This window comes from Streptomyces sp. BYX5S, from assembly GCF_054724165.1.
In genome coordinates this window covers 715,795-740,330 of the sequence record NZ_CM138829.1, presented here as the reverse complement: position 1 = coordinate 740,330, position 24,536 = coordinate 715,795, and the positions used below count along the sequence as shown (strand labels likewise).

The following is a 24,536-nucleotide window of genomic DNA, read 5'->3' as shown; positions in this document are numbered from 1 at the left end:
GCCTTCCGAGAGCCCTCGGCGGCTCACCACTCCGCGATGTTCACCCTGCGCATCTTCGGTTGCCTGCGCGGCGGTGAGACGCCGCTGAGCATGATCAGGCGGGCCGCGCGGTGGCGCTGGCCCGCGTACGGGGTCAGCAGGTCCAGCATGTCCTCGTCCGTCGCGTCCCGGTTGGCCGCGAGGGCGTAGCCGACGATGCCCGGCAGGTGCAGGTCGCCCGTCGTCACCTCGTCGGGGGCGCCGTGCGTGCGCTGGACCGTCTCCGCGGAGGTCCAGGGGCCGATGCCGGGGACCAGTTCGAGGCGGGTGCGGGCGGTTGCCGGTTCCATGTGCGCGGCCTCTTCGAGGCGGCGGGCGACCTTGGCGGCACGGAGGATCGTCGACGCGCGCTTGTTGTCGACGCCCGCCTTGTGCCACTCCCAGGAGGGGATCAGCGTCCACGTGCGCGGGTCCGGCATCACGCGCATCCGCAGTTCCACGCCCGCCGGGCCCGGGGCGGGTTCGCCGTACTTGTTCAGGAGCAGGCGCCAGGCGCGGTAGGCCTCGTCCGTCGTGATCTTCTGTTCCAGGATCGACGGGATCAGGGATTCGAGGATCAGGCCGGTGCGGGTGAGGCGGAGGCCGGGGCGGCGGTGGGCCGTCCGGGCGAGCAGGCGGTGGCGGGGCTCGAAGGCGCTGGCGTCGTCCAACTCCCCCAGCAGCGCGGGGAGTTGGGCCAGGAACCAGTCGGCTCCCGGGCCCCAGGCGCGGGCTTCGACCGCCCCGTCGGGCTGTTCCCTCACGCGGAGGGTGGCGGGGCCCTCCGGGGTGCGGCTGGCGCGCCAGAGGGAGCCGTCGGGGGTGGCGCGGAAGGTGGGGTCGGCGGGGCCGCGGCGGAGGGGGGCGAGGGTGAGGCCCAGGTGGAGGGGGGTTTGGGGGGTGTGGGTCGCTGCGGTGTGGTGTGTGGTGGGGGTGGGAGTGGGTGCGGTGGGGTGGGGCGGTTGGTGGGGTACGTGAGGGTTGCCGCCGCGCAGGGGGGTGCGGGTGGGGGTGGGGCGGGGGGTGTGTCGGCGGCCGGCCACGGGGTCCTTCGGGTGGGGCGGGTGGTGCTTCGAGGGTAGGGGGTTTTCTCCCCAAACCGGGGGCTCCGCCCCCGGGCCCCCGCTCCTCAATCGCCGGAGGGGCTTAAAAGCGGGAACTGAGGGGCGGGAGGGGCCCGGCAGCGGTTACTGGTCGGAGGAGAAGCGGATGGTGGCTGGGGGGAGGGTGGTGTCGCACCAGATGCGGGCGCCGGTCTGGAGTTCGTTGTCGGCGCCGACGTGCGCGGCGTCGCCGACGACCGCCCCCGTGAGGATCGTGCGGGCGCCCACCCGGGCACCCGCGCCCACCAGGGAGTCCGTGATGACCGCGCCGGGCTCGACGACGGCGTCGGGCAGGATCGCGGAGCCGGAGATGCGGGCGCCCTCGCCGATCGTCGCGCCCTCGCCCACGACCGTGCCCTCGGTGAGCTTCGCGTCCGGGGCCACCCTGGCCGTCGGCAGGACGAGGCGGTCGCCGCGGCGGCCGGGGACCGCGGGCGACGGGGCGCGGCCCATGACGAGGTCGGCGGAGCCGCGGACGAAGGCCTGCGGGGTGCCGAGGTCGAGCCAGTAGGTCGAGTCGACCATGCCCTGGAGGTGGGCGCCGGAGGAGAGCAGGTCCGGGAACGTCTCGCGTTCGACCGAGACCGGGCGGCCCGTCGGGATCGTGTCGATGACCGAGCGGCGGAAGACGTACGCGCCCGCGTTGATCTGGTCCGTGACGATCTCTTCCGGGGTCTGGGGCTTCTCCAGGAAGGCGGTCACGCGGCCCGTGTCGTCCGTGGGCACCAGACCGAACGCCCGCGGGTCCTCGACGCGGGAGAGGTGCAGGGAGACGTCCGCGCCGGACGTGTTGTGCTCGTCGACCAGGGCCTCGATGTCGAGCCCCGTCAGGATGTCCCCGTTGAAGATCAGCACCGGCTCGTCGGGGCCCGAGTGCAGGTGCGAGGCGACGTTGCGGATGGCGCCGCCGGTGCCGAGGGGTTCGACCTCGGTGACGTATTCGAGGTGCAGGCCGAGGCGGGAGCCGTCGCCGAAGTAGGGCTCGAAGACCTCGGCCAGGTACGAGGTGGCCAGCACGATGTGGTCGACGCCCGCCGCCTTCGCCCGCGCCAGTTGGTGCGTGAGGAACGGCACACCGGCCGCCGGGACCATCGGTTTCGGCGTGTTCACCGTGAGCGGCCGAAGTCTGGTGCCCTTGCCGCCGACCAGGAGGATCGCTTCTGTCACCTGTCGTCTCTGCTTCCTGCTGGGGCCGGCCGAACTGTCTTTCGGCCGGCCAGTGTATGCAGACCGTGCGAGGCGACCAGGCCGGCCGGCGTCAGCGGCCCTGGAGACGAGCCGAACTGTTGCGGGCGCTGCCGAGCTGGTTGTAGAGACGGCGTCCCGGACATTCGGTCGCGAACCCGTCCCTGTGCCCGGAGATCACCTTGAGTCGTACATTCTTTCCCTTGCGGTAGAGATTGCCACCGCCCGACTTCAGATATGTCGACCCGCGCGGATTCGCCCCGTGCAGGCCCAGCTTCCAGGCCGTGAGCCGGGCGATGGCCTTCACGGCGGCGGAGGGCGGGTTGGAGTTGCTGTACGAGCCCAGGACCGCGATGCCCGTGCTGTTGGTGTTGAAGCCGAGGGTGTGGGCGCCCATGACCGGCTTGGTGACTCCGCCGGCCCGGCCTTCGTAGATGTTGCCGCACTTGTCCACGAGGAAGTTGTAGCCGATGTCACGCCAGCCACTGCTCTTGACGTGGTAGCGGTAGATACTGCGGATGACGGAAGGGGCTTGCGAGCAGCGGTAGTTGTTGCCGGAAGCGCTGTGGTGGACGAAGGCCGCCTTGACGGTCTTGGTGTAGCCGAATTTGCGTTCCCGCAGCTTTTCGTTGGCGCCCCAGCCCTTGCGCGTGATGATGCGCGGGCGGGGGCCGATGAACGGGCGGGACTTGGCGGCGGCCGCCGTGCCGTCGCGGGCCGCCAGCAGTTCCTTCTCGGTCTCTTCCTTGGTCAGAGCGGGGATCGCTGCGGCGCCGGCCGCCTCGGCGCGGGCGCCCGGGGTGGGTTCCTTGCCGGGGTCGACGAGTTCGAGGCGGAGGCCCTTCGGGAGGGCGGCGGGTTCGGTGGCGCGGGGGGCGGTGGAGGTGTCGGCGCTGTCGTGGGTTTCGTGGGTGTGGGACGGGGTGGCCGCGGTGTCGGGCTTCACGCGTACCTCTACGCCGTCGCTGTCGCCGACCCAGAGGGGGGCGGTCGCGCCGTGCAGGCGGCCCGAGGTGCGCTCCGCCGCCTCCAGGTCGGGGGCGTCGTTGTGGGTCTCCACGTCCTGCCAGGTGGACCAGTCCGTGGTGTTCGTGGTGCGGGTGCGCACCTGCACGTGACCGTGGAGTTCGGTGTCCGGGTCGTCCCAGACGACGCCGACGAGGGAGAACGGGCGGACCTCGCGGCGGGTGAGCCCCTGCTCCGCGGGGACTCCCGCGGCGCGGGTCGCCTGGCCGGCGCGGGGGGCGAGGGGGTCGAGGGGGAGGGACTGGGTGGTGCCGGGGACCCCTTCGCGCGCCGGGGTGGGTGGCGCGGCGTGCGAGGCCGTGGGGAGGGTGAGGGGGAGGGTCAGGGCGGCCGCGCAGGTGACGCCGATCGAGGAAGCAAGGAATCCACGCATGCGGATGATCGTGTGCGGGTTGGGGGGAATCGGCCATCGGGGTGTGTCATACGGGTGCCAGGGGGTGGGCGGGTGTCCCTGGTGCGCCGCGACGGTGGTGCGCTCGCGGGGCTCCGCCCCGGACCCCGCTGCTCAATCGCCGCAGGGGCTTGAAATGGGCTGCGCTGCCCCGTCGCCGGAGGGGGGCCGGGGCGGAGCCCCGTGGTGTGGGGACGGGTGGGGGCGTGCGTAGGGTGGGGGTGTGAATGGTGTGCGTACTGCTGCTGGATGTCTTCAGGCCGCTCTGGGTGCCGACCCGGGCCGTCCGCTCGTCACGTTCTACGACGACGCGACCGGCGAACGCGTGGAGCTGTCCGTGGCCACGTTCGCGAACTGGGTCGCCAAGACCGCCAACCTGTTGCAGGGCGACCTCAACGCCGAACCCGGTGACCGCCTCGCCCTCCTGCTGCCCGCCCACTGGCAGTCCGCCGTGTGGCTGCTGGCCTGTTCGTCGGTCGGTGTCCTCGCCGACGTCGGCGGGGACCCGGCCGCCGCCGATCTCGTCGTCAGCGGGCCCGAGACGCTCGACGCCGCCCGCGCCTGCTCCGGCGAGCGCGTCGCCCTCGCGCTGCGGCCGCTCGGCGGACGATTCCCGCAGCCGCCCGAGGGCTTCCTCGACTACGCCGTCGAGGTCCCGGCCCAGGGCGACCGGTTCGCCCCCTTCTCCCCCGTCGACGCGGACGAGCCCGCGCTCGTCGTCGCGGGCGCCGAGTGGACCGGCGCGGAGGTCGTGGAGAAGGCCACCGCCGACGCCGCCGGGCTCGGCCTGACCGGACCCGGCTCGCGGCTGCTGTCCGGCCTCGGTTACGACACCTGGCAGGGCCTCGCCGCGGGGCTGTACGCGCCGCTGGCCACCGGCGGCTCCGTCGTGCTCTGCCGCAACCTGGACCGCCTCGGCGACGAGGCCCTCGCCCAGCGCGTGGAGAGCGAGCGGGTCACCGCCACCGCCCGCTAGGGCCTGTCGTTTGGATCAGGCCGGATCAGGGAGCGGGGGCTGGTGCGTGCGATCGCAAGGCGGAGGAGGGCGTCGACGCGGAGCGTCGGCAACCGACGACAACGCCGCGAGCGCGCGTGCCAGCCCCCGCGAGCCCGGCCTGATCCAAACGACAGGCCCTAGCCCGTTCGGCTCAGCTCCTCCGGCCCCGCGGCGCCGGCGGGTCCATGGTCGTAGGTACGCCTACGTTTCCAGAGGGGGACCTGTACGTGACCGACTCCGCTGACCTGCCCCCGGAACCCGGACCGGGCCACGGCTCCACGCCCACCGGTGCCGGGCGGATCCGGCGGCGCAGGAGGTGGCTGCGGTACGCGGCGGTCTGCGCGGCGCTGCTGGTGCTCGCGGCGGGCGGGGCCGGGTGGGTGGCGTACAGCAGGCTCGACGGGAACATCACGAAGGACCACGACACCGCCGACGAGCTCGCCCGCTACGAGAAGGAGCGGCCCACCGTGCTGGCGGAGGGCGCGCAGAACCTGCTGCTGATCGGTTCCGACTCGCGGGCCGGCAAGAACGGGAAGTACGGCCGCAACGACGGTACGCAGCGCTCGGACACCACGATCCTGTTGCACATCGCCGCGGACCGGAAGAGCGCGACGGCGGTGTCGTTCCCGCGCGACCTGATGACCGACGTACCGGCCTGCCGGGAGCGGGACGGGTCGCGGCACGACGCGATGTTCGCGATGTTCAACTACGCCTTCGAGGTGGGCGGTTCGGCCTGCACGATCCGTACGGTCGAGAAGATGACGGGGGTCCGCGTCGACCACCACATGGTGGTGGACTTCCAGGGCTTCAAGGACATGGTGAACGCGGTCGGCGGCGTGGACGTGTGCCTGGACCGGCCGATCGACGACGACGACGCCCATCTGAAGCTGGCCGCGGGCAACCACCACCTCGACGGCGAGCAGGCCCTGGGCTACGTACGCGCCCGCAAGAGCCTCGGCAACGGCAGCGACACCGACCGGATGGACCGTCAGCAGCGGTTCCTCGGCGCGCTCGTCGAGAAGGTGCAGAGCAACGGCGTGCTGCTGAACCCGGCCCGGCTCTACCCCGTGCTGGACGCCGCGACCTCCTCGCTGACCACCGACCCGGGGCTCGCCAGCCTGCGCGGGCTGTACGACCTGGTGCGCGGCATGCGGAACATCCCGGCCGAGCGGGTCCAGTTCCTGACGGTGCCGCGGGAGTCGTACGTGTACAACGCCAACCGCGACCAGCTCGTCCAGCCCGCCGCCGACCGGCTGTTCACGCATCTGCGGAAGGACACGCCCGTCAAGGTCGCCGACGTCGAGGACGAATACGGCGCAGACGGCGAATCGTACGGATACGACGAGTCCGGATCGTACGACAACTATGCGGATGAGAGCGGCTATTCGGGCGACAGCAAGCCCCGCTCCCCCGGCGACTCTCCCGCCGCCTCTCCCCAGCCCGCCCCCACCTTCCGCGGCAACACGGCGGCGCAGGCCGTCTGCGGCTGAGACGGGGCGCCTCGGCGGCGCCTCAACCACCCCTGGGTAAAGCGCGAGTCATCAGGCGGCTCACAGGTTCAAAGAAATGGTCCGTATTGCCCAGTTGTAGGGGAGTGGAATTTGTCACCGTCCTCGCTTGACGCTGAACTGGGCGGATAGTGTGAGCGATCCGGTGCACCCGGCCATGCTTGCGAGCCCGGTCGCGCACTACTGACCGACTTGACCGGGCGCCCGCTTTGAGGGGGGTGGGGCGCCGCGTGGCCCCGACGGAGGACCAGACAACCGTGGACGCGCAAGGCCGTGGGCGGGCTGAGAACATCGACCCCGCAGATCAGTGGGTGCTCAACCCGCACACCGGTGACTACGAACTGCGACTGACTCCTTCCGGAGGGCAGTCGGCGGTGCCGGGCCCCCGTCGCTCCGCCCCCGGCGGCAGCGGCCGCCGCGGCGATCCCGGTGGCCGGGGCGACTCGGGCAGCCGGCGCGACGTGCCTCCGCAGCGCAGGCGGCGCGAGCCGCAGAAGGCGCAGGACCAGGGCCCCGGCAGGCGGCGTTCGCGGCCGAAGAAGAAGTCGAAGGCCAAGAAGATCCTGCTGTGGACGGCCGGCGGCATGGCCATGGTCGTCGTGGTGGGCGCCGGTGCCGGTTACTGGTACTGGGAGCACCTGAACGGCAACATCACGACGCAGGACGTCGTCGGCGCGAAGGACGGCTTCGCCAAGGACGAGGCGATCAACATCCTCGTCATGGGCACCGACAAGCGCACCGGCAAGGGCAACGAGGGCTACGGCGACAAGGGCAGCGTCGGCCACGCCGACACCAACGTGCTGCTGCACGTCTCCAAGGACCGTACGAACGCGACCGCGTTGAGCATCCCGCGCGACCTCGTCGTCGACGTGCCGGACTGCCAGGTGAAGCAGAAGGACGGCACGCTCAAGACCATCAAGGGCACGCCGAACGTCCGCTTCAACACCAGCCTCGGCCAGTCCGACCGGGACGCGGGCTGCGTCATGAAGACCGTCAAGGCGGTCACCGGCATCACCGTCGACCACTTCATGATGGCGGACTTCAACGCGGTGAAGACGCTGTCCAGCGCGGTCGGCGGTGTCGAGGTCTGTGTCGCCAAGGACGTCGACGACCCGGACTCGCACCTGAAGTTGACCGCGGGCAAGCACAACCTGGAGGGCGAGCAGGCCCTCGCCTTCCTGCGCACCCGGCACAGCTTCGGCAACCAGGGCGACCTGGACCGCATCAAGGTGCAGCAGCAGTTCCTCGGTTCGCTGGCGCGCAAGATGAGTTCGAGCAACACGCTCACCAACCCGGGCAAGCTGACGAGCCTCGCCGAGGCCGCGACGAAGGCGCTCACCGTCGACAAGGGCCTCGGCAGCCTGAGCAACCTCAAGGACCTTGCTCTTGAGATGAAGAAGGTGCCGCCGAAGAACCTGTCGTTCACCACGGTTCCCGTGGTCGACAATCCGGCGGAGCCGACGCCCGTGACCGTCGTCGTCAACGAGCCCGTCGCGAAGCCGGTGTTCAACGCGATCATCAGCGACGTCTCCCTCACGGAGACCAAGAAGAAGAAGCAGAAGGCGCAGGCGGCGAAGCTCAAGGGCCCCAAGGCCGACGCCTCCGAGGTCCGCGTCAACATCTACAACGGCAGTGGCACCACGGGCGCCGCTCAGGAAACTCTCACGGAACTGCAGAACAATGAGGGCGTGCTGAAGTCGAGCCAGATGGGCAACAAGCCGCATCAGGCGAAGACGAGCCTCGAGTACGCGCCGGACCAGGCCGATCAGGCCCGGCGGCTCGCGGACATCATGGGCCTTCCGGCGTCCGCGCTGAAGGAAGGCAAGAGCGAGACCAACGATCAAGGGTTGCCGGCGATGACGCTCGTCCTCGGCGGCGACTTCAAGGGTGCGGGGACACCCGTCGACGGTGCATCGGCGAAGGCGCCGGACGTCGACAAGACAACGGCGGACAAGGCTGTGTGCGCCAAGTGACCAACCTCGGCCGCCTGTTGACTGTCTAAGCAAGTGACAGAGGGCGGCCGAGGCTGTCACAGGGCGGGGAGGGCGGGGTAGGACATGGGGCGAGGCACTGTGCGCGGGGAGCGCTCACGGCCCGCGGGGCGGGGCGAACCACCGGACCAGGCGTCGGATCTGGGCTGGGACGACAGCCTGTACGAGGACGCGGCCGGCGCCTCGGGCGAGGACGCGGACAGCCGCGGCCGGGCCAGCCGGGGCAGGCAGCGCGCCGCCGTCCGGCCGCGCCGCCGCAGGCGCCGAATACTGCGCTGGAGCGCGGGCATCCTCGCGCTCCTGATCCTCGGCACGGCGGGCGCCGGCTATCTCTACTACCGGCACCTGAACGACAACCTCAAGACCGGCAAGCTCAATCTGGGCGAGCACAAGGCTCCCGAGCCGACGCCCAACGCGGCGGGCCAGACCCCGCTGAACATCCTGCTGATCGGCTCCGACAGCCGGAACACCAAGGAGAACCTGAAGCTCGGGGGGCACAAGCAGAGCGTCGGCTCCGCCCCGCTGGCCGACGTACAGATGCTGCTGCACCTGTCGGCCGACCGCAGCAACATGTCCGTGGTGAGCATGCCGCGCGACACCCTCACCAAGCTGCCCAAGTGCACCGACCCGGAGTCCGGCAAGGTCTACCAGGCCACGCTCACGCGGCAGATGGTCAACTCCTCGCTCGCCCGCGGCGGCGCCGGCTGCACGGTCGCGACCTGGGAGCAGCTGACCGGCATCCACATCGACCACTACATGATGGTCGACTTCTCGGGCGTGGTGTCGATGGCGGACGCCATCGGCGGCGTACCGGTCTGCGTCAACGCGAACGTCTACTCCCGGAACAGCTCCGGGGAGGGCTCCGGCCTGAAGCTGAAGAAGGGCACCACGTACGTCAAGGGCGAGCAGGCCCTCCAGTGGCTGCGCACCCGGCACGGCTTCGAGGACGGCAGCGACATCGCCCGCGCCAAGGCGCAGCACATGTACATGAGCGCGATGGTGCGCGAGCTGCGCAAGAACGCGACGCTGAGCCACCCCGGAAAGCTCCGCTCGCTCGCCGAGGAGGCGACGAACGCGCTGAGCGTCGACGAGGGCCTCGACACCGTCAAGAAGCTGTACGACCTGAGCAACGAGCTGAAGGAACCCGAGCCGGACCGCATCACGATGACGACGATGCCGTTCGTGTACGAGGGCGCGCGCGTGGTGCCGAAGCCGGAGGACGCCGACGCGCTGTGGCGCCTGCTCCGGGACGACGTCGCGCTCGACGGCAAGGACAAGAAGAAGGACAAGGCGAAGGACGAGGAGTCCGACGATCCCGCCGCGGCCGACGACAAGATCGCGGTGCAGGTGCGCAACGGCACGCGCACGGCGACCGAGGCGGCGGTGCCGGGGCGGGCCGCGCAGGTCGCGCAGGCCCTCACCGCGAAGGGCTTCGAGCAGGCCGTCGCCGACCAGGCGCAGTCCCTCGTGGAGGACCGTACGGTGCTCCGCTATCCGTCGGCCGACCTGGAGGGCGACGCGCAGGCGGTCGCCAAGTCCCTCGGGATCCCGCTGAGTTCGGTGCAAGAGTCGACGGACGTGTCCGGCGTGACGCTCGTCGTGGGCGCCGACTGGAAGACCGGCGCCGCCTTCCCGAAGGCCTCGGCCGACGAGGACGCGGGCAAGGCGCTGGACAAGGAGCAGACGCAGAACGGCGCGGACGACTCCACGTGCATGCAGGTGGAGCGCGGGTACACCTGGTAACGCGGGTAGACCTGGGAGTGCCGCAGACACGGCGAGGGCGCGGGAGGTGAACTCCCGCGCCCTCGCCGTGTGGTGACGATCAGTTGGTCGCGGGCTCCTGGCTGACCGCCGGGCGGCGCGACGCGATGACCTTCTTGGCGAGCGACTTGGGGCTGGTGAGGAAGCCCCAGCCCCACGTCATGTGCATCGTGGCGAGCGCGACGGGGATCTGGGCGCGCGCCTTCAGCGGCAGCCCCTTGCCCGCCGGGATCGAGCCCGCGACGATCGCCGCGAGGTAGCCGCCGGGGATCACGAAGCCCCACGGCGTGAGGGCGACGCCGACGACGGCGCCCGCCGCGATGGCGCAGAGGGCCGTCGGCGGGGCGAGGTAGCGCAGGTTGATCGAGCCGGAGTGGAAGCGGGCCACGACGTGCCGCCAGCGCCCGTAGTTCCGGTACTGCTTGGCGAGCTCCTTCACGCTCGGCCGGGGCCGGTAGGCGACCTTCAGCTCCGGCGAGAACCAGATGAGGCCGCCCGACTCGCGGATCCGGAAGTTCAGCTCCCAGTCCTGGGCGCGGATGAACTCCTCGTTGTACCCGCCGAGCTTCTCCAGCATCTCGCGCCGGAAGACGCCCAGGTAGACCGTCTCGGCCTGCTGCGCCGCGCCGCCGGTGTGGAACACCGCGTTGCCCACGCCGATCTTCGAGGTCATCGCGGCGGCGACGGCCTGCTCCCAGGCGTTGGTGCCCTGGGCGTGCATGATGCCGCCGACGTTCATCGCCCCGGTCTCCTCCAGGAGGCGGACCGCGTTGGCGATGTAGCCCGGCGAGAGCGCCGCGTGGCCGTCGACGCGGACGACGATCGGGTGGCGGGAGGCCTTGATCGCGGCGTTCAGGGCGGCGGGGGTGCGGCCCGTCGGGTTCGGGACCGTGGACACGCGTTTGTCCGAGGAGGCGGTCTCGGCGACGAGCCGCGCGGCGACCTCGTCCGTACGGTCGGTCGAGGGGCCGAGGGCGAGCACGACCTCCATCTCGCCGTCGTACTCCTGCGCGAGGATCGCCTCGACGGCCTCCTTCAGGTGCCGCTCCTCGTTGAGGATGGGCATGATCACGGAGACGGCCGGGGGCTGCGTGACAGAGTTGGCGGTTGCGTTCATCGCGGGTCACGTTACCGCTAATGGGGGACACGGGCGCGCGCCGCTGAGTCGCTGCCGTGGGCAGCAGATCGTATGGGCCTACTGTGCTCGCGTCCCACGCCCACCGTCGCGGAGGTGTCCCACGTGCCCACGCCGCCCCGCTCCCCCGGCCGCCCGCAACGCCCTGCGCACCCCCCGGGGCGGCCCGGCAGGACCGGCCGCCCACCGGCCCGCAAGAAGTCACGGTGGGCCATGCGAATGGCGACGGCGCTCTCGGTCTCCGTGCTCGCCGCGGCCGGTGTCGGGCACGCGCTCGTCACCGGCATCGACACCGGGCTGCACCGGATCGACCCCTTCAAGGACATGAAGAATCGTCCCGCCCCGGGGGACGGCATGAACGTGCTGCTCGTCGGCACCGACGGCCGCGACAAGATCAGTGAGGAGGAACGGCAGAAGTACAGGCTCGGCGGCGCCCCCTGCCACTGCACGGACACCGTGATGATCGTGCACATCTCGGCCGACCGCGAGCGCGCCTCCGTCGTCTCCCTGCCCCGTGACAGCTACGCGGAGATCCCCGCGCACACCGACCAGAACAGCGGGGAGAAGCACCACCAGCACCCCGTGAAGCTGAACGCGGCGTACGCGGAGGGCGGGCCGCAGCTGACGCTGCGCACGGTCGAGCACATGACGAAGGTGAAGCTCGACCACTACCTGGAGGTCGACTTCACCAGCTTCATGAAGACGGTCGACGAGCTCGGCGGCGTCGACATCTGCACGGCGACGCCGCTGAAGGACTCCTACACCGGGCTCGACCTGGGCGTCGGCACGCACCGGCTGAGCGGTGGCGAGGCGCTCCAGTACGTACGGGCCCGGCATCTCGACAGCGCGGGGGACCTCGGGCGGATGCAGCGCCAGCAGCGGTTCATGGCGGCGCTGATCTCGAAGGCGACGTCGTCGGGCGTGCTGCTGAACCCCGTACGGTTCCGGGACGTCGCCTCGACGATGCTCAGCTCGGTCCGCGCCGACAAGGGGTTCGGGACGGACGAGATGGTGGACCTGGCGCGGGCCATGCGGCACTTCTCGCCGTCGTCCTCGGAGTTCACGACCGTGCCGATCGGGAACCTCAGCTACCCCGTGCCGAACATCGGGTCCACCGTGAAGTGGGACGACGCGAAGTCGGCGGCGCTGTTCACGGCGTTGCGCGAGGACAAGCCGCTGGCCTCGCACCGGCCGAAGGCGAAGAAGGCGGCGGTGGTGGACGTGGCGCCGGGCGACATCCGGGTGCAGGTGGAGAACGGGACGGCGAAGGACGGCCTGGGCAAGAAGGTCGACGCGGCGTTGGAGGGGACGGGGTTCCGGACGTCCGGGGCGCCGGTGAACGCGGACGACCGGACGCTGGAGCGGACGGTCGTGATGTACGACCCGGGGTGGGACCGGTCGGCCAAGTCGTTGGCGGCGGCGTTGCCGGGGGCGGAGATGACGCCGGTGGAGGGGTTGGGGTCGACGTTGAAGGTGGTGGCCGGGGCGGATTACCGGGGGGTGCGGGAGGTGCGGGCGCAGGATGCGGATGCGGGGGCGGACGGGGCGGTGACCGGGGACCAGGTCGTCTGTCCTTGACGTCACCCGGGGGTGCGGTCGCGGGGCTCTGCCCCGGGCCCCGCTCCTCAATCGCCGGAGGGGCTTGATCGGGCCGGGCCGGTGACTCTCCTCAATCGCCGGAGGGGCTTGATTGGCGGAGTTCCTTGATGGCGCGGCGGCGGGCCAGGCGGTGTTGGCGGCGGATTTGGGCTTCCTGGTGGCGGCGGCGGTCGCGGTCGGTCTCGGGGAGGACCGGGGGGACCGTGCGGGGCTTGCCGTCGGCGTCGACCGCGGCGAAGACGAGGTAGGCCGAGCCGACCTGCTGCGCGGGGGTCGACTCGTTCCAGCGCTCGGCGAGCACCCGCACGCCCACCTCCATCGACGTGCGCCCCGTCCAGTTCACCTGCGCCTTCACGTGCACCAGGTCACCGACGCGCACCGGCTCCAGGAACGCCATCTCGTCCATGGAGGCCGTCACCGCGGGTCCGCCCGAGTGCCGGCCGGCCACGGCGCCCGCCGCGTCGTCCACCAGTTTCATGATCACGCCGCCGTGCACCGTACCCAGGAGGTTGGTGTCGTTGTGGGTCATGATGTGGGACAACGTCGTGCGGGAAGCGGACGTCGGCTTGCCGGGAATGTCCGTCTCCGCGCCGTGGGCCTGGTCTGTCATGCCACCAACCATATGCGCGCGTCGATTGTGTTAGCTCTGCAACAGCACTGGTGCGATTTCTCTTCAGGGCTTGTAAGGCACGCTCTCGCGCACTGCACACTGACCTCTATGAATGATTGGCCCGACGGGCGAGGCGACAGGCAGGGCGGCGCAGGCCGCGGCGGATACGGCCGCGGCAGCGGCAGCGCGCGCCCGGAGGGCGCCCGCGTCATGCGGCACGTACAGCGCCCCGTGCCCCAGCAGCCGCCGCCCCCCGCGTACGACGAGCCGTCGTACGACAGCGGGTACAACACGGGCCAGGTCTACGGGCAGCCGAGCCGCGGGGACCGGGGGCCCGGTTTCGGCGACGGCGGCGGCGACTACGGGCCGCCGTCCGGCCGCCCCGCGCGCCGGCCCAACTGGGGACGGCGCATCAAGCTGACCGTCATCACCGTGGTCGTCGTGCTCCTCGTCACGTCGGTCGGCACGTACTTCTGGGCCGACTCGAAGCTGAACCGCGACGTCGACCTGTCGAAGGTCATCGAGCGGCCCGAGGCCGGGGACGGCACGAACTACCTGATCGTCGGCACCGACAGCCGTGAGGGCATGTCCGCCGAGGACAAGAAGAAGCTGCACACCGGCTCCGCCGAGGGCAAGCGCACGGACACGATGATGATCCTGCACGTGGGCAGCGCCGGCGACACCCTCGTCTCGCTGCCGCGCGACTCGAACGTCACGATCCCGAGCTTCAAGGGTGCCGAGTCCGGCAAGCTCTACCCGGGCACCGGCCGCCAGGTGAAGCTGAACGCCGCGTACGCGGAGGACGGCCCCGAGCTGCTCGTGCGCACGGTCGAGGCCAACACCGGGCTGCACATCGACCACTACGCGGAGATCGGCTTCGGCGGCTTCGCGAGCATCGTGGACGCGGTCGGCGGCGTCGAGATGAACCTGAAGGAGGGCTTCAAGGACAAGTGGTCCGGGGCCGACTTCAAGGCGGGCAAGCAGACCCTGGACGGCCAGCAGGCCCTCGCCTTCGTCCGTACGCGGCACGCCTTCGCCCAGTCCGACCTCCAGCGCACCAAGAACCAGCAGCAGTTCCTCGCGGCGCTCGCGCACAAGGTGTCCTCGCCCTCGACGGTCCTGAACCCGTTCTCGCTGTACCCGACGATGGGCGCGGGCCTCGACTCCCTCGTCGTCGACAAGGACATGGGCCTGTGGGACCTCGGCAAGATGTTCCTGGCGATGAAGTCGGTCAACGGCGGCGACGGCAAGTCGATGAACATGCCGACGTCCGGCTCGGTCGGCGGCAACCTGCTGTGGGACAAGGCCAAGGTCAAGCAGCTCGTCGACCAGTTCAACAACGACGAGAAGGTGACGGTGACGAGCGACTGACGTCGCCGTGACCACCGCACTCGTCCTCGGTGCCGCCGGTGGCGTGGGACGGGCCGTCACGGCCCGGCTCGCCGCCGGCGGCACACGTGTGATCGCCGTCGACCTGAACCCGACGGTACGTCAACTGCCGTGCGTGGAGGCGGCGTTGGTGGCCGACGCCACCGAACCAGGCGCCCTCGCGCGGGCCTTCGACGCCGCACCCGAACCGCCCTCCGTCCTCGTGCACGCACTGCTGCACGAACTCCGTTCTCCACTCGGCGAGTTGAGCCCGTCGCAGTGGCACACGGTCCTCGACGTCGGGCTCGTCTCCGCCTGGCAGGCCGCCGCCGAGCTGGTGCGGCGCAAGGGCGAGGGTCCCGCGTCCGTGGTCCTCGTCGGCTCGGTGCACGCGCACGGCGCCGTGCCCGGCTGCGCCCCGTACGCCGTCGCCAAGGCGGGCCTCGGCGCCCTCGCCCGCGCGGCGGCCACCGAGTGGGGGCCGCTGGGCGTGCGCACCAACGTCGTCGAGCCCGGCTTCGTACCCGTCGAGCGCAACGCCCACCGCTGGCGCGAACCGGCCGCCCGCGCCCGTGTCGAGGCCGACTACCCGCTCGGCCGGCTCTGCTCCCCCGACGAGATCGCCGCCGTCGTCGCCTTCCTGACGGGCCCCTCGTCCAGTTACGTCAACGGCGTCTGCCTCCCCGTGGACGGCGGCTACCTCGCGGCGCTCCCGGAAGTGCGTCCAGGAGAGGTGCGTAAAGGTGATGCGGCGGGGCCCCGCCCCTGACACGCTGCGCCCGTGCACAGCGAAGAGATCTCCCGCATCGCCCACACCGACCACCCCGTCAAGGCCCCGCTCGGCGACGACTCCGTACGCGCACTGCTGCGGCACGCCCTGCCGCGCGGCGACGAACGCGTCCTCGACCTCGGCTGCGGCCCCGCCGAATGGCTGCTGCGGGCGCTCACCGCGCATCCGGACGCGCGCGCCGACGGCGTCGACCTGTCCGAGGTCTCCCTGGCCGAGGCCCGCGCCCGCGCCGAGGCCGCCGGGGTGGCGGACCGGCTCACACTGCACCTGACGGCGGCCGAGGACTTCGCGCCGGAGCAGCCGTACGACACCGTGCTCAGCGTCGGCGCCGCGCACGCCTTCGGCGGCCTGCTCCCCACGCTCGACGCGGCGCGCGCGCATCTGGCGCCGGGCGGCCGGGTCCTGATCGGCGACGGCTACTGGGAGTCCGCACCGTCCCCCGCGGCCGTGAACGTGCTCGGCGACTTCGCCGACCTGCCGACCACCCTCGACCGGATCGCTGAGGCGGGCTGGACCCCGGTCGCGGCCCACCTCAGCACCCGCCACGAGCTGGACGCGTACGAGTGGACCTGGCTCGGCTCCGTCGCGAACTGGGCACTCGACCACCCCGACCACCCCGACGCCACCGACCTCCTGGACCTGACCGCCCAGCGCCGCACCGAATGGCTGCGCGACTACCGCCCCTCCTTCGGCTTCGCCTGCCTGGTGCTGCGCCGGACGCGGCCCTGACTACGCCGGGCGCGGGGCGCTGTACGGCAGGCGCCGCGGGAAGGTGCGGCCGACCGCGTGCGATCCGTCGCTGGTGAACAGGACGGTCGTCCAGGAGCCGTCGCCGAAGCCCAGCTCGTGGGTGTTGTGCTTGATGTCGTTGCGGCTGCGCACCCAGGTCAGCGCGGTGCGCGGCAGCGACCAGGCCAACTCGGCGCGCGGACCGACCTCGCCGCGCGCGATCCGGCCCTCGACCCGCACGAGGTGGTACGCGTCGGCGGCCGCCACCAGGACGTGGCCGGGGTTCTCCAGCTTGCGCGGCACGAGGGCGCGGACCAGCAGCCCCGCGAGCGACTCCCAGTCACCGCGCATCGCCTCGCGCTCCTTGCCGCCCCGGACGAGAGCGTTGACGGGGTTCAGCCGGAACAGCCGGTCGTCGATCTCCCCGGCCCGCGTCAGCAGCCCCGGCGCCCCGTCGAAGGCGTTCGGACGCAACCGGGCCGGGGGCCGCGGCACCTGCGAGTCGACCTGGACGAGGTGCGCCGCGGACGCCCCGGCGCGCTCACCGGCCGGCAGCACCCCCAGAGCGAGCTCCTTGGCCCGGCCCGCGGTCTCCTTGGCGTCCACGGGCGCGAGCCACTCCTTCACCGCCCGCAACAACCGGTCCTGCACGCGCATGGGCTGGTGGTTCGTTCCCGTCATCCGAAGACGTCCCTCACTGGCTTGTCCTGGGCGGCCCCCTGGGTCCGGGGGGCTTCCTGCTGCTGTTCCATCCGGTCGTCGAAGGTGCGCGAGTCGGGCCGGGTCGCGTACTCGACGCGCTCCTCCGCGTAGGCCGGAGAGCCCTCCACCATGGCACCGGTGACGGCGCCTGCGGGGTCGACGCCGAGGACGCCCTTGACGCCCGTCTTGACGCCCTGCACCGCCATGAACTGGGCGACGTCGGAGGCGTCGGGGCGGTTGCCGCGGGCGAGGTCACCGGCGATGCGCCACTTGGCCTTCTTCCAGTCCTTGATGGTGTCCTTGTCCGCGTTGCGCAGATAGCGGCGGAGCCTGGACGCCTTGGCCAGCAGTTGGGTCCGCTTGGCGAGGTCCTCCAACTGTGTCGCCAGCTTGCCGGCGATTCGGGTCGCCTTGGCAGCCTTGGTGGCGGCGCCCGCGGCCGCGGCGACCGGGCCGATCGCGGCGGCCGCACCGGCGGTGAGCAGGGACAGCACCGCGGTGGTGGCAAGCGAGGCGAGGACCACCTCCACCAGTTCGACGAGCAGTTCCTCCATCGCCTGCTCGGCGATCTTGCAGGCCTCCGCCGCCTGTTCCAGCAGCTCGGCAATGGTGACGCAGTCCTCGGCCTCGCCGCGCAGGGCCTGTTCGTACTCCGTCAGCGTGCGGGAGAAGCCCTGGGCGGCCTCACCGGTCCACGCCCGCTCGACGGTCCTGCGCTCGGCCTCAAGGTCGGACAGGATGTCCTGGATCTCCTTGGCGCAGGTGCGCCACTCACCGGCGGTCCGCAGGAGCGTGTCGCTCTCGCCGGTGACCCAGTCGAACCAGTCGTCGACGCCGAGCTGGCCCAGAACCCCCTTGATGACCTCGTCCATGGTGGCGGCCAGCGGGTTGGCCCAGTCGAGGGTCCAGCTGACGCGGTCGAGGGCGCTGCTCGCGGCCTGCCCGATACTCATCGGCCCCCACCGCCCACGGTGTGCGCGTTGGACTCCTCGGTACCGTCGTAGCCGTCACCGGTGGAGCGGGCGGCCTCGGCGATGGATTCAAGGGTCCCGGCGGCGTCGCCCATGTCCTCCTCGGCCTGCCGCTTCTTGTCGAGGTAGTCGGCGCGCAGCGCGTTGGCCTCCGGAAGTTGCCCGAACACCCCGTCCGACAGATCGAGCTCGGACATTCTCTGACGAATGCGGCGCATTCGGTCGGCGCTCTGCTCGGCCGCGTCCGCATAACGCCGGAGCACCTCGCTTTCGACGTCAAATCCCGCTCCAGGCACGGGGGCTCCCCTTTCCCCTGACTCCACTTCCTGCGTATGTGACGCGTAATGCGGAGCTAAAAGTTCCCCCATGGGGAAGGAAAGACGGATGAGCCCCGGGCCGGCGCCGCAAACGCGAAGGACACTCCCGCACGCGGCCGGGGTGAAGCGCTTCGGGATCGATGGAGTCTCTATGTGTTGACTCCAGCCGCCGGTTGGAGCTGATGTCGAGCGTAGTAGTTGGTCTCGTGTTCGTGGGGCGGAAGGTCGCCGGTGGCGGTGTGGAGGCGCTGGTTGTCGAACCAGTCGACCCATTCAGCGGTGGCGAGTTCGACGTCTGCCAACTCAGTTTCGTAGGGGCCGATCTGGGATTCCATGAGGGCGTTGTCCAGGACGTCTCCGACGGTGCCGCTCGAGGCGTCGATGCCGACCTCGAGGAGGTGGGCGGTGAACGCGAAAGACGTGCACTGGCTGCCCGCATCCGAATGACGAACCAGCCTCGGACCAGCGGGAGTTCCGGCACGGCCCCGACGCCACAAGGACATGTCGAGAGCGTCGAGGACGAGCATGGTCCGCTTGCTGGTGGCGGCGGACCAGCCCACGATCGCCCGGGAGAACACGTCCACGACGAACGCCACGCAGACGGTCCCCAACCAGGTGGCAACGTAGGTGAAGTCGGCCACCCACCGCTCGTTCGGGCGGGATGCAGTGAAGTCGCGTTGCAGCAGGTCGACAGCCCGCTCATGGCCGTCGTCCCGGATGGTGGTGCGGATCTTCTTTCCGCGTCGGGCGCCCTCCAGGCCGAGGACGTGCATCAGCCGGGGGACGGCGCGCAGGGCCGCCGGTATGCCTTCGCGGTGCAGTTGACGCCAGACCTTCCGAACTCCGTAGACGCTGAAATCGTCCGCGTGGACGCGGCTGATCTGCCTCTTCAGCTCCGCGTCGCGCAGTGTCCGGGTGCTGGGAGCACGGTTCCTGGCCGCGTAATAGGTGCTCGTCGCGATCTTGAGTCCGTGGCTGGTCAGGACTCGGCAGATCGGCTCGACTCCGAACACCCCGCGATGGGCGTCGATGAACGCTACGAGCGCTTTGACGGCCGGTCGAGCTCGGCCGCGAAGAAAGCGGATGCCGCCTTGAGGATCTCGTTGGCCCGCCGCAGTTCGGCGTTCTCCGCTTTCAGACGCTTGATCTCCGCGGTCTCGTCGGACGTGGTGCCGGACCGCCGGCCGACGTCGACCTCGGCCTTGCGGACCCACGTCCGCACCGTCTCAGCTGCACCAATGCCCAGCTTCGCCGCAGTCGCCTTCACCGCGGCCCACTCGGTTGGGTGGTGCGGCCCAGTCGGTTGGGTAGTTGGGGCGGATCTCCGTGACCATGCGCACCGCACGCTCACGAAGCTCGGGCGGATAGGGGGACGGACGTGCCATGACTCGATCCTCTCAGGGAATCGAGCCTCCACCAGACCCGGACCGCTTCCCCCCTCCAGTTCCCATAGACCCAAGACCGAGGCCTGTTGGAGTAGTTGGCCACGTCACCAACAGTCATCAGCTTGGTCAATTTCTCCTCCAGAAACAGAAGCGCCCCCGAGGAGTCTCGGGGGCCTTTTCAAACGGTTATCGGGGCGGTCGCCACAACTACGAATCGTCGCCTGACATGGACTCCAGAACGCTCGTTGCCTTCTCGGTCAACTCTCCTCCGGCCTTTCCAGTAACCGCGCTGAGGTAGCCGTCACGCCTAGCCTTCTTCAAGTGGTCCTTCACCGTCTCGGGCTGCCTCTCGATCAGCCTGGCCAACTGCCGCACGGGAGCCACCGCCCCCACGTCAGCCATACCCTTGTACGTGGCTGCGAGCAGAGCCAAGTAGCGCTCCGAGACGCCTTCGTTGGCCAGTAGCAGCCCTGCCGCCTCCCCCGACTGTGTGTGTTTCCGAGCCTCATCGCCCAAGACGCTTTGTGCCTCCGGCGCCATCTTGGCCAGCTTGAGTGCTGCGGCGAGGTCGAGCCTGCGCAGCACAGTGGTCGAGATGCCCCGCGCTACGTCACCGGGGGGTGCGTCAGCGGTCGGCTCGATGGCGATGCGCTGAGGGCCACCGGTCACAGGCCCAGTCGGCCACCACATCCGGATCGTCCACCCTCCTTGCTGCTGCTCGATCTCAAAGCCGCTCTCGTCTGCTCGCATGCCCTCACGGTACACCACCCTGGGTGACCCACTCTGTGTTGACAACCCAGGGTGGACCATGCGCAGACTGAAGCGCGCCGGGTAACCGGCGAGGCGCCGGGCGGTCCGTGCGTCATCGGCGGGAGGGGAAGCCTGTGGCAAGGGCGTGGGTGACGCGACCCAAGGACGATCCGAAGAAGTGGACGACGTTCTGGTACCACCCGGACGGCAAGCAAAGGCAGAAGAGCTTCGACACGAGGAAGCGTGCCGACGATCACCGCAAGCGGAAGGAGCAAGAGCTCGAAGGGGGCACGTACTTGGACGACCGGCTGGGCAAGCAGCCTGTGACGGCCGTCTGGGAGCAGTGGATGTGTCAGCGGAAGCTGACCAACAGCACCAAGAAGCAGTACCGATCCATCCTCAACACGACCGTTGAGCCCTTCTTCAATGCCCGGTCCATCGTGTCCCTCGAGGTCGCGGACATTGAGCAGTGGTTGTTGTGGATGGAGCAGGATCGCAAGCTGTCAGCTCGCACCCGGCGTCAGCGGTTCTCGTACTTCTCCGGAATGATGGACTGGGCCGTGATCAACGAGATCATCGGCCGCAACCCGTGCAAGAAGATCCGGCACGCGGGCAGCCGCGCCAAGGAGATCCGCGAGCACAAGAGCAAGGCAACTCGCCTGACGACCCGTGAGGTCCTGGCGATGCTGGACGGCTGCCCGCCCAGGTACCGGGCAATGATGTGGCTCATGGCGGGGTGTGGGCTGAGGCTCGGTGAAGCCATGGCCGTTGCCCGGGATCAGATCGACTTCAAGACCGAGACGCTGCGCGTGGACTTCCAGATCACCGAGGACGGCGAGACCGAATCCGGCAAGAACAGTGCGATCCAGCGGCGGCACATCAAGGCCCGGGATGAGGAAGAGCCGGGGCGCCTTGTGCCGCTCCCGCCCAACGTCGCCTTCGAGCTGCGGCGGCACATCAAAAATCACGACGTATGGGGGCCGGACAGACTCCTGTTCCCCAACGTCACGCGCACCAACTATCTCTACGCGTCGTACTTCTACCCAAGGATTTGGATGGTGGCGCTGAAGAAGGGCGGGGTGCCCTACTGCAAGCCTCACTCTCTCCGGCACTACTACGGATCGCGCCTCCTGTACTCCGGAGTCCCCGAGAACGACGTAGCCGACTGGATGGGCCACAGCAGCACCGACGTGCTCAGGGAGCACTACCACTACATCTTCGAGGGGGCCGAGCAGCGCGGCCGGGCTGCCATCGCGACCATGCTGACTCCGGGCGCCGACGACCCCACGGAGAAAGAGGCGCCAGAGGTCGCCTGAACCACGTACGACAACAGCCCCCGGCATCGCGCCGGGGGCTGTGTTGTTTTCGCAGGTAAGTGGCTATGCCAGGGGTCCAACTCCCCCAGGATTTCCCAAGGATGACGCCCATGAACGCCCTTGATCGGGCTGCAACGGGCGGGAAGCCGAAGGCTCGCTCGCCATGTCGCCAAACAGCTTGTGACCTGCAAAAACCCTGCTACGGAAGGTTCCTTGCCATCACGATCCGCTGCACCTGATTCGTGCCCTCATAAATCTGCGTAATCTTGGCGTCGCGCATCATGCGCTCGACCGGGTAGTCACGGGTGTAGCCGTAGCCACCGAGGAGCTGGACGGCGTCCGTGGTGACCTCCATGGCGACGTCCGAGGCGAAGCACTTGGCGGCGGCGCCCTGGAAGGTGAGGTCCTTGTCGCCGCGCTCCGAGGCCGCGGCGGCGGCGTAGGTGAGCTGGCGGGCGGCGGCGATCTTCATGGCCATGTCCGCGAGCATGAACTGGATGCCCTGGAAGTCGCCGATCGGCTTGCCGAACTGCTTGCGCTCCTGGACGTAGCCCTTGGCGTAGTCGAGGGCGCCCTGCGCGACACCGAGCGCCTGGGCGGCGATGGTGATGCGGGTGTGGTCGAGGGTCTTCATCGCCGTGGCGAAGCCGGTGCCCTCGGCGCCGATCATGCGGTCGGCGGGGATGCGCACGTTGTCGAGGTAGACCTCGCGGGTCGGCGAGCCCTTGATGCCGAGCTTCTTCTCCGGGGCGCCGAAGGAGACGCCCTCGTCGGACTTCTCGACGACGAAGGCGGAGATGCCCTTCGAGCGCTTCTCCGGGTCGGTGACGGCCATCACCGTGTAGAACTCGGACTCGCCGGCGTTGGTGATCCAGCGCTTCACACCGTTGAGGACCCAGGAGTCGCCGTCGCGCACCGCGCGGGTCTTCATGCCCGCCGCGTCGGAGCCCGCGTCCGGCTCGCTGAGGCAGTACGAGAACATGCCCTCGCCCTTGGCCAGCGGCGCCATGTACTTCTTCTTCAGCTCCTCGGAGCCGGAGAGGATCACGGGGAGCGAGCCGAGCTTGTTCACGGCGGGGATCAGGGAGGACGAGCAGCAGGCGCGCGCCACCTCCTCGATCACGATGACCGTGGCGAGCGCGTCGGCGCCCGCGCCGCCGTACTCCTCCGGGACGTGCACCGCGTGCAGGTCCGCGGCCACGAGCGCGTCGAGCGCCTCGCGCGGGAAGCGCGCCTCCTCGTCCACCGCGGCGGCGTGCGGGGCGATCTTCGCCTCGGCCAGCGCGCGGATCGTCTCGCGGAGCATGTCGTGCTCCTCGGACGGGCGGTACAGGTCGAAGTCAGCCGATCCGGCCAAGGTCTCTCACGCTCCAAGCCACGCTTTTACCGATGCTAATTACCGTTAAGTAACCCGAATCTTAGGTCGCCACCCACACCGGCGGATACGTGAGCTGTGCGACAACTGGGAAGTTGCCCGGTGAGGGGCCTCCACATGCCACGGCTATGCTCGGCAGCGCCCTGAAGCACCCACACCTCTGGAGCCCCCGTTATGGCCCTCAAGATCACCGTGATCGGCACCGGCTACCTCGGCGCGACCCACGCCGCAGCCATGGCCGAACTCGGCTTCGAGGTGCTCGGCCTGGACGTCGTGCCCGAGAAGATCGACATGCTCACGCGGGGCGAGGTCCCGATGTACGAGCCGGGTCTGGAGGAGCTGCTGCGCAAGCACGTCGCGGGCATCGAGGGATCGAGCGGCCGGCTGCGCTTCACGATGGACTTCGCCGAGGCCGGCGCGTTCGGCGACGTGCACTTCGTGTGCGTGAACACGCCGCAGAAGCACGGCGAGTACGCCTGTGACATGTCCTACGTCGACGCCGCCTTCGCCTCGCTCGGGCCGCACCTGAAGGAGGGCGCGCTCGTCGTCGGCAAGTCGACCGTGCCGGTCGGCTCGGCGGCCCGGCTCACCGAACTGCTGCCGGAGCACGCGGAGTTGGCGTGGAACCCGGAGTTCCTGCGCGAGGGCTTCGCCGTGAACGACACGCTGCACCCGGACCGCATCGTGGTCGGCGTGACCAGCGAGCGGGCCGAGGAGCTGCTGCGCGAGGTGTACGCGAAGCCGCTCGCCGAGGGCACGCCGTTCATCGTGACGGACTACCCGACGGCCGAGCTGGTGAAGACGTCGGCGAACTCCTTCCTCGCCACGAAGATCTCCTTCATCAACGCCATGGCCGAGGTCTGCGAGGCGGGCGGCGGCGACGTCGCGAAGCTCGCCGAGGCCATCGGCCACGACGAGCGGATCGGCCACAAGTTCCTGCGCGCCGGGATCGGCTTCGGCGGCGGCTGTCTGCCGAAGGACATCCGCGCGTTCATGGCGCGCGCCGGTGAGCTGGGCGCGGACCAGGCGCTGACGTTCCTGCGCGAGATCGACTCGATCAACATGCGGCGCCGCGGCGCGATGGTCGAGATGGCGCGCGAGGCCCTCGGCGGCGGCGCGTTCCTGGGCAAGCGGGTCGCCGTCCTCGGCGCGACGTTCAAGCCGGACTCCGACGACGTACGCGACTCCCCCGCCCTCAACGTCGCCGGGCAGATCCACCTCCAGGGCGGTCAGGTCACCGTCTACGACCCGAAGGGCATGGAGAACGCGCGGCGCCTGTTCCCGACCCTCGGCTACGCGGACTCGGCCCTTGAGGCGGTGCGCGGCGCGGACATCGTGCTGCACCTCACCGAGTGGCGCGAGTTCCGCGAGCTGGACCCGGCGGAGCTGGCCAAGGCCGCCGCGAACCCCGTGATCCTGGACGGCCGCAACGCGCTGGACAGCACGATGTGGCGGGCCGCCGGATGGACGTACCGGGCGATGGGACGCCCGAACGCCTGAGCCCTCCTC

Annotated in this window: 20 protein-coding genes and 1 pseudogene; 10 read left to right on the top strand and 11 right to left on the bottom strand. The window is 70.2% G+C overall.

What is annotated here, in order from left to right:
• Positions 1–23: 23 nt before the first annotated feature.
• The 3 genes from ACYBSK_RS03370 to ACYBSK_RS03360 all read right to left on the bottom strand — a co-directional run bounded on the left by ACYBSK_RS03370 (position 24) and on the right by ACYBSK_RS03360 (position 3,705).
• Positions 24–1,061 carry a DNA-3-methyladenine glycosylase family protein gene (locus ACYBSK_RS03370; RefSeq protein WP_460245121.1) on the bottom strand — a complete coding sequence of 346 codons (1,038 nt, stop codon included), beginning with the start codon at positions 1,059–1,061 and terminating at the stop codon, positions 24–26.
• A gap of 144 nt (positions 1,062–1,205) precedes the next feature.
• Positions 1,206–2,288 carry a mannose-1-phosphate guanylyltransferase gene (gene manB / locus ACYBSK_RS03365; protein ID WP_460245120.1) on the bottom strand — a complete coding sequence of 361 codons (1,083 nt, stop codon included), beginning with the start codon at positions 2,286–2,288 and terminating at the stop codon, positions 1,206–1,208.
• A gap of 91 nt (positions 2,289–2,379) precedes the next feature.
• Complete coding sequence (locus ACYBSK_RS03360) at positions 2,380–3,705, bottom strand: peptidoglycan recognition protein family protein (RefSeq protein ID WP_457475318.1); 1,326 nt, start codon at positions 3,703–3,705, stop codon at positions 2,380–2,382.
• Between the two features lie 241 nt (positions 3,706–3,946).
• On the opposite strand from ACYBSK_RS03360, the gene ACYBSK_RS03355 reads away from it, so the two are divergent.
• The 4 genes from ACYBSK_RS03355 to ACYBSK_RS03340 all read left to right on the top strand — a co-directional run bounded on the left by ACYBSK_RS03355 (position 3,947) and on the right by ACYBSK_RS03340 (position 9,962).
• Positions 3,947–4,699 (top strand): TIGR03089 family protein, encoded by a 753-nt coding sequence (locus ACYBSK_RS03355; protein WP_460245119.1) that lies wholly within the window; start codon positions 3,947–3,949, stop codon positions 4,697–4,699.
• Between the two features lie 248 nt (positions 4,700–4,947).
• On the top strand, positions 4,948–6,210 hold the full coding sequence (locus ACYBSK_RS03350) for an LCP family protein (RefSeq protein ID WP_460245118.1): 1,263 nt from the start codon (positions 4,948–4,950) through the stop codon (positions 6,208–6,210).
• A 275-nt stretch (positions 6,211–6,485) separates the two neighbouring features.
• Positions 6,486–8,201: an LCP family protein gene (locus tag ACYBSK_RS03345; protein ID WP_460245117.1), complete on the top strand. Its 1,716-nt coding sequence runs from the start codon at positions 6,486–6,488 to the stop codon at positions 8,199–8,201.
• A gap of 84 nt (positions 8,202–8,285) precedes the next feature.
• Positions 8,286–9,962 (top strand): LCP family protein, encoded by a 1,677-nt coding sequence (locus ACYBSK_RS03340; protein ID WP_457475314.1) that lies wholly within the window; start codon positions 8,286–8,288, stop codon positions 9,960–9,962.
• 79 nt (positions 9,963–10,041) lie between these two features.
• Here the strand turns inward: ACYBSK_RS03340 and ACYBSK_RS03335 are convergent, their stop codons facing one another.
• Positions 10,042–11,097: a glycosyltransferase family 2 protein gene (locus ACYBSK_RS03335; protein ID WP_457475313.1), complete on the bottom strand. Its 1,056-nt coding sequence runs from the start codon at positions 11,095–11,097 to the stop codon at positions 10,042–10,044.
• 123 nt (positions 11,098–11,220) lie between these two features.
• Between ACYBSK_RS03335 and ACYBSK_RS03330 the strand changes: the two genes are divergently transcribed.
• Entirely contained in the window at positions 11,221–12,693 is a 1,473-nt protein-coding gene (locus tag ACYBSK_RS03330) for an LCP family protein (RefSeq protein ID WP_460245116.1), read from the top strand.
• Between the two features lie 91 nt (positions 12,694–12,784).
• On the opposite strand, the gene ACYBSK_RS03325 is transcribed toward ACYBSK_RS03330, so the two are convergent.
• The gene (locus ACYBSK_RS03325; protein WP_460245115.1) at positions 12,785–13,324 is read right to left on the bottom strand and encodes an acyl-CoA thioesterase; all 540 of its coding nucleotides are present in this window, start codon (positions 13,322–13,324) and stop codon (positions 12,785–12,787) included.
• Positions 13,325–13,432: 108 nt separating this feature from the next.
• Here ACYBSK_RS03325 and ACYBSK_RS03320 point away from each other — a divergent pair, with 108 nt between their 5' ends.
• From ACYBSK_RS03320 to ACYBSK_RS03310, 3 genes are read left to right on the top strand one after another with little or no spacing between them, the layout of a single operon-like run.
• Positions 13,433–14,695 (top strand): LCP family protein, encoded by a 1,263-nt coding sequence (locus ACYBSK_RS03320; protein ID WP_457475310.1) that lies wholly within the window; start codon positions 13,433–13,435, stop codon positions 14,693–14,695.
• Positions 14,696–14,702: 7 nt separating this feature from the next.
• A complete protein-coding gene (locus ACYBSK_RS03315) occupies positions 14,703–15,461 on the top strand; it encodes an SDR family NAD(P)-dependent oxidoreductase (protein ID WP_460245114.1) in 759 nt (252 codons plus the stop codon).
• A gap of 12 nt (positions 15,462–15,473) precedes the next feature.
• A complete protein-coding gene (locus ACYBSK_RS03310) occupies positions 15,474–16,211 on the top strand; it encodes an SAM-dependent methyltransferase (RefSeq protein ID WP_457475308.1) in 738 nt (245 codons plus the stop codon).
• Here the strand turns inward: ACYBSK_RS03310 and ACYBSK_RS03305 are convergent, their stop codons facing one another.
• The 5 genes and pseudogenes from ACYBSK_RS03305 to ACYBSK_RS03285 all read right to left on the bottom strand — a co-directional run bounded on the left by ACYBSK_RS03305 (position 16,212) and on the right by ACYBSK_RS03285 (position 20,336).
• Positions 16,212–16,892 carry a hypothetical protein gene (locus tag ACYBSK_RS03305; RefSeq protein ID WP_460245113.1) on the bottom strand — a complete coding sequence of 227 codons (681 nt, stop codon included), beginning with the start codon at positions 16,890–16,892 and terminating at the stop codon, positions 16,212–16,214.
• Complete coding sequence (locus tag ACYBSK_RS03300; protein ID WP_460245112.1) at positions 16,889–17,866, bottom strand: WXG100 family type VII secretion target; 978 nt, start codon at positions 17,864–17,866, stop codon at positions 16,889–16,891. Before ACYBSK_RS03300 ends, ACYBSK_RS03305 begins: the two co-directional genes overlap by 4 nt.
• Positions 17,863–18,081 (bottom strand): hypothetical protein, encoded by a 219-nt coding sequence (locus ACYBSK_RS03295; protein ID WP_460245111.1) that lies wholly within the window; start codon positions 18,079–18,081, stop codon positions 17,863–17,865. Before ACYBSK_RS03295 ends, ACYBSK_RS03300 begins: the two co-directional genes overlap by 4 nt.
• Positions 18,082–18,350: 269 nt before the next feature.
• Positions 18,351–19,586: pseudogene (locus ACYBSK_RS03290) on the bottom strand (IS3 family transposase).
• Positions 19,587–19,793: 207 nt separating this feature from the next.
• The gene (locus ACYBSK_RS03285) at positions 19,794–20,336 is read right to left on the bottom strand and encodes a hypothetical protein (protein WP_460245110.1); all 543 of its coding nucleotides are present in this window, start codon (positions 20,334–20,336) and stop codon (positions 19,794–19,796) included.
• A gap of 134 nt (positions 20,337–20,470) precedes the next feature.
• Between ACYBSK_RS03285 and ACYBSK_RS03280 the strand changes: the two genes are divergently transcribed.
• Entirely contained in the window at positions 20,471–21,652 is a 1,182-nt protein-coding gene (locus ACYBSK_RS03280) for a tyrosine-type recombinase/integrase (RefSeq protein ID WP_460245109.1), read from the top strand.
• A gap of 199 nt (positions 21,653–21,851) precedes the next feature.
• On the opposite strand, the gene ACYBSK_RS03275 is transcribed toward ACYBSK_RS03280, so the two are convergent.
• A complete protein-coding gene (locus ACYBSK_RS03275) occupies positions 21,852–23,009 on the bottom strand; it encodes an acyl-CoA dehydrogenase family protein (protein WP_457475306.1) in 1,158 nt (385 codons plus the stop codon).
• A gap of 192 nt (positions 23,010–23,201) precedes the next feature.
• Here ACYBSK_RS03275 and ACYBSK_RS03270 point away from each other — a divergent pair, with 192 nt between their 5' ends.
• Positions 23,202–24,527, top strand: a complete 1,326-nt coding sequence (locus ACYBSK_RS03270; protein ID WP_460245108.1) for a UDP-glucose dehydrogenase family protein — start codon at positions 23,202–23,204, stop codon at positions 24,525–24,527.
• The last annotated feature ends 9 nt before the right edge of the window (positions 24,528–24,536 follow it).

Bases quoted from the DNA above. Each gene is read 5' to 3' on its own strand.
- ACYBSK_RS03325 (WP_460245115.1), bottom strand. From the start codon at position 13,324: ATGACAGACCAGGCCCACGGCGCGGAGACGGACATTCCCGGCAAGCCG.
- ACYBSK_RS03305 (WP_460245113.1), bottom strand. From the start codon at position 16,892: ATGACGGGAACGAACCACCAGCCCATGCGCGTGCAGGACCGGTTGTTG.
- ACYBSK_RS03360 (WP_457475318.1), bottom strand. From the start codon at position 3,705: ATGCGTGGATTCCTTGCTTCCTCGATCGGCGTCACCTGCGCGGCCGCC.
- ACYBSK_RS03340 (WP_457475314.1), top strand. From the start codon at position 8,286: ATGGGGCGAGGCACTGTGCGCGGGGAGCGCTCACGGCCCGCGGGGCGG.
- ACYBSK_RS03295 (WP_460245111.1), bottom strand. From the start codon at position 18,081: ATGTCCGAGCTCGATCTGTCGGACGGGGTGTTCGGGCAACTTCCGGAG.
- ACYBSK_RS03335 (WP_457475313.1), bottom strand. From the start codon at position 11,097: ATGAACGCAACCGCCAACTCTGTCACGCAGCCCCCGGCCGTCTCCGTG.
- ACYBSK_RS03285 (WP_460245110.1), bottom strand. From the start codon at position 20,336: ATGCGAGCAGACGAGAGCGGCTTTGAGATCGAGCAGCAGCAAGGAGGG.
- ACYBSK_RS03320 (WP_457475310.1), top strand. From the start codon at position 13,433: ATGAATGATTGGCCCGACGGGCGAGGCGACAGGCAGGGCGGCGCAGGC.
- ACYBSK_RS03300 (WP_460245112.1), bottom strand. From the start codon at position 17,866: ATGAGTATCGGGCAGGCCGCGAGCAGCGCCCTCGACCGCGTCAGCTGG.
- ACYBSK_RS03270 (WP_460245108.1), top strand. From the start codon at position 23,202: ATGGCCCTCAAGATCACCGTGATCGGCACCGGCTACCTCGGCGCGACC.